The sequence below is a fragment of the Microbacterium sp. K41 genome, assembly GCF_004794395.1.
Taxonomy (GTDB): Bacteria; Actinomycetota; Actinomycetes; order Actinomycetales; family Microbacteriaceae; genus Microbacterium; species Microbacterium sufflavum.
This window is the reverse complement of record NZ_SSDO01000297.1, coordinates 1-4,445: the sequence shown is the minus strand read 5'-3', so window position 1 is coordinate 4,445 and position 4,445 is coordinate 1. Positions and strand designations below refer to the sequence as shown.

Below are 4,445 nucleotides of genomic sequence, written 5' to 3'. Positions count from 1 at the left end.
GCCGCCGCCGATCCCGGACGACCCCGCCGACCCGGTGCGCGCGGCGGAGTACTGGCTCGACGGCGCGCGGATCCGCGAGGCGTGGCAGACGACGCGCGGCGAGGGGACGACCATCGCGGTGATCGACACAGGCATCGGCAAGGTCCCGCAGACCTTCGGCGACGCGGTGGTCGGCGGCACGGACGTCTCCGGCACGGGGACGCCGGATGGACGGACGCCGCTGGGCGCGATCGACGGCAACCACGGGTCCTGGGTGGCGTCCCTCGCCGCCGGTCGCGGCGCCCCCGACGGCACCGGCATGATCGGCGTCGCCCCGGAGGCCAAGCTGCTGTCGGTGTCCGTGGGCTTCGGCGCGGCGGCCGCCGTGCCCTTCACGGAGCAGGTGGCGAAGGCGATGCGGTGGGCGGTGGACAACGGGGCCGACATCATCAATCTCTCCTTCACCACCAACACCCTGGACTGGGACGAGAGCTGGGACGACGCGTTCCTCTACGCGTTCGAGCACGACGTGGTCGTGGTCGTCGCGGCGGGCAACCGGGGGAGCGGCACGAACATCATCGGCGCTCCCGCCACGATCCCCGGTGTGCTCACGGTGGGCGGTGTCGATCAGACGGGCACCGCGAGCATCGAGGCGTCGACGCAGGGCATCACGATCGGGATCTCGGCGCCCAGTGAGGGCCTGCTCGGTGTCTCGGCCGACGGGGAAGTCGTCAAGTGGAACGGCACGAGCGGTGCGGCACCGATCGTGGCGGGGATCGCCGCGCTCATCCGGTCGGCACATCCCGACATCTCCGCGAACGACGTGATCAACCGCATCATCAAGACGGCGATACCCGTACCCGATGCGCAGAAGCCCCGCGATCCGCTCTACGGCTACGGGCTGGTCGATGCTGCCGCGGCGATCTCGGCCACCCTTCCCGCGGTCGACACGAACCCGATGGGCGACCTGGCGGAGTGGATCCGGCTGTTCCGCCGAGCCGAGAGCGAGCCGGCGCCGCAGCCCGAGCTGACCCCGGTCGCCGTGCCTCCGCTTCCCGATGCGGATCAGCCGAGCGAGGCCGGCTCACCGCTGCTTCCCAGCGCCGAATCACTGCGCTACGGTACCCTGCCGCTCGTCGCACTCACGGTGCCTGGTATCCTGATAGCGCTTGGCGTCACCGCAGCTGCCCGGCGCATCCGATCGGCGCGCGTTCCCGTACGCCACAATCCCGACTCCGAGGAGTAGTTCTTCTGTGCCTCAGAACAGCACTGTGCCCAAGATCCTGATCGTCGGCGGGGGCTACGCAGGTTTCTACACCGCGTGGAAGCTCGAGAAGCACCTGCGCAAGGGTGAGGCCGACGTGACCATGGTGGACCCGCTGCCGTACATGACGTACCAGCCGTTCCTTCCCGAGGTCGCCGCCGGTTCGATCGAGGCACGTCACTCGGTGGTCGCGCACCGCCGCCACCTCAAGCGCACGCACGTGCTCACCGCCAAGGTGACCAACATCAACCACGCGCAGAAGACCGCGACGATCACGCCGCCCGTCGGCGAGCCGTACGAGTTCGCGTACGACCAGATCGTGGTCACCGCGGGTGCCGTCTCGCGCACGTTCCCGATCCCGGGCATCGCCGACAACGCGATCGGTCTCAAGACCATCGAAGAGGCCGTGGCGATCCGCGACAAGGTCATGTCGAACTTCGACAAGGCCGCCTCGCTTCCCGCCGGTCCCGAGCGCGACCGTCTGCTGACCGTGGTCGTCGTGGGTGGTGGCTTCGCCGGCATCGAGGTGTTCGCCGAGCTGCGCTCGCTGGCCTCGTCGCTCGTGAGCAAGTACCCGCAGATCCACTTCGAGGACACGCACTTCCACCTGATCGAGGCGATGGGGCGGATCATGCCCGAGGTGTCGCTCAAGACCAGCGAGTGGGTGCTCAAGGACCTCGCGAAGCGCGGCGCCAACGTGCACCTCGACACGCAGGTCACGGGTGCGATCGACGGCAACGTCGAGCTCTCGACGGGCGAGGTCATCCCGACCGACGTGATCGTCTGGACCGCGGGCGTCATGGCCAACCCGACCGTCGTGCGCGGCGGCGACCTGCCGATCGAGGAGCGCGGTCGCATCCAGACCCGCGCCGACCTGCGCGTTGGCACCCCGGAGGCCTTCGTCGAGGGCGCCTGGGCTGCCGGTGACGTCTCGGCCGTGCCCGACCTGTCGGGTGGTGGCGTCGGCGGATTCTGCGTGCCGAACGCGCAGCACGCGGTGCGTCAGGCCAAGCTCCTCGCGAAGAACCTGGTGGCGGTGCTCCGTGGCGAGGCGCCCAAGGAGTACTTCCACAAGAACCTCGGGGCCGTGGCCGGTCTCGGCCTGTACAACGGCGTCTTCCAGTCCGGCAAGATCGCCCTCAAGGGCTTCATCGCCTGGGTCGCGCACCGCGGGTACCACGGACTCGCGATGCCGACGTGGGAGCGCAAGTGGCGCGTGCTGTGGGGCTGGTGGAACAACCTGTGGCTCGGCCGCGACCTGGTCAACCTCGAGACCGTGCAGAACCCGCGCTACGTGTTCGAGGAGTTCGCGGCGCGTCCGCGTCCGGCGGCACCGGCCGACGCGGCCCCGGCGGCTGCTCCGGCGAAGTCGGCTCCGGCCGCGAAGGCGGCTCCCGCCGCGGAGACCCCGGCCGATGTGAAGCCCGCTCCGAAGAAGGCGGCGGCGAAGAAGCCCGCCGCGAAGGCTTCGGCGACAGCGGAGACCGCGCCCGTCAAGTGACGACGACACCGAACGGCCCCGGACGCGAATGCGTGCGGGGCCGTTCTCGTTCCGGGCCGGACGTATGAGGGTGGAGACGTCGCAAGAGTTGGCCACGTAACATGTCAGATTGTACGCTTTCCGGGAGCGTGGACAAGGCCGTGTGGGCGGCCGTGTGGATCGTGCGCGATGCGAGGAGACCAGGTGGCGACGCGGAGTGGGGGTTCGATGCCGACGCTCAGCGTCTCGATCCGCGCCCTGCCGGGGCTCGAGAACCGGGCGGTCGCCCTGGCGCACGAGCTCCGCAGCGCTCCCGTCCAGATCGTCTCCGACGGGATCGAACGGTCGGCGCGTCGCGGTTCCCCGCGTCCCGTCTGGCAGCCCTGGAGCCGCCGGGCGACTCATCATCTCGTGCTCTCGGGTGACGTGGACGCGCATCCGGCGCTTCTCGCTCAGGTCCGCGACGCGGTGAGGCGTCAGCCCGCCGCGGTGCTGAGCTTCTTCTCGGGGTGGGACACCTACGCGTCGCACGCGGTGCGGATCGCTGCCTTCGCCGGGCGGCCGTGGGTCGCCCCGCCGGGGAAGACGGTGTCCGTCGTCGCCACCGTTTTGCCGGTCGCGGTCGCCGCCGAGCTCGCCGCCGCCGACGACAGCGCTCCCGTCGACGATGGGGAAGCGCTGTTCCGAGTCATCCGATCCCGCGGCCTGTCCCACTTCGCCAGCAACCCCAGCCTCGTGCAGGTCGCCGACCTCCGCCCGGATGGCGCGGGGGCGGCGCGAGCAGAGCGCGCGACAGCGTTCCTTCCGACGGCGGAGGCACCGGCGGCGTGGTGGGCAGGGGATCCGCTTCCCACACCGATGCAGATCCCGGCGATCCATGTGAGCGACGGCGAGCCGGTGTCATACGAGGCGCCCCTGGACGGAGATGATCGCTGGCGCATCCGGTCGAGGCGGGCGATCCCCGCTCCGCATTCGCGGCGGCTCACCCGCATCATCCGCGACCGCCTGCTGTGCACCGAGGTCGCCCGCAGCGATCTGCGTGCCGCGGCGTCGCTCCTGGGCGCGGCCTCGGTGCTGTGCGATCAGCTCCTGCTCGCGGCGCGCGCGGGGTCGCCTCCGGAGGGCTTCGGGGAGCTGAGCGCTCGGGAGTCCGCCGGGACGCTCCCCCTCGGGGCGCTGGGACGCACGGTCGCGGCGCTCTCGGAGGACGGCGGGCGCACCGAGGTGCATGCGGCGTTCCTCGCCATCCGCGACGACGTGCTCGAGGTGCTCGACGATCTCGGCTGAGCGGGCAGTGGAGAGGATCCATAGCCCTGCCCGCTAGGGTTTCGAAGTGCAAGCGGAGTACTCCCGTCTGCAGCGTCGTCGTCACTACGGACATGACATCGTGTCCCGGCCCGCTGGCCCTTCCGGGCGGAGGAGACCTTGGCACCCGTTCGCGGGCTGCCCGGAGACCCCTGCCGATGCTGGACGTCGACCCTCCCGGTGGCCCGCCCCACGAAGGGATCACCATGGGAAAGCTCTCCCGACTCATCCGCCTCGCCTCCGACGCGCTCGACACGGGCGGCGCGACATCCTCGCGGCGGCCCGGGGACACGGGGCGGGAGTCCACCGATTGGGGCGGAATGATCCGCGGTGCGGTCGACCAGGTGCGCGGCACCCGCGAGGCCTCGCCGTCTGCCGCACGACCGGGCGACCCGTACGCGCCGCCGCCCGCGCACG

Annotated in this window: 3 protein-coding genes and 1 pseudogene; all 4 read left to right on the top strand. The window is 71.0% G+C overall.

The genetic code is table 11. The features are described from left to right. On the top strand, window positions 1-1,225 hold a 1,225-nt coding region (locus DW309_RS08645), incomplete at its 5' end, for a S8 family serine peptidase (protein WP_136045140.1). Window positions 1,226-1,250: 25 nt separating this feature from the next. After that, window positions 1,251-2,744 (top strand): NAD(P)/FAD-dependent oxidoreductase, encoded by a 1,494-nt coding sequence (locus tag DW309_RS08640; RefSeq protein ID WP_136045139.1) that lies wholly within the window; start codon window positions 1,251-1,253, stop codon window positions 2,742-2,744. A 183-nt stretch (window positions 2,745-2,927) separates the two neighbouring features. Further along, on the top strand, window positions 2,928-4,010 hold the full coding sequence (locus tag DW309_RS08635; RefSeq protein ID WP_136045138.1) for a hypothetical protein: 1,083 nt from the start codon (window positions 2,928-2,930) through the stop codon (window positions 4,008-4,010). Window positions 4,011-4,234: 224 nt separating this feature from the next. After that, window positions 4,235-4,445: pseudogene (locus DW309_RS08630) on the top strand (hypothetical protein); the annotation flags it as partial.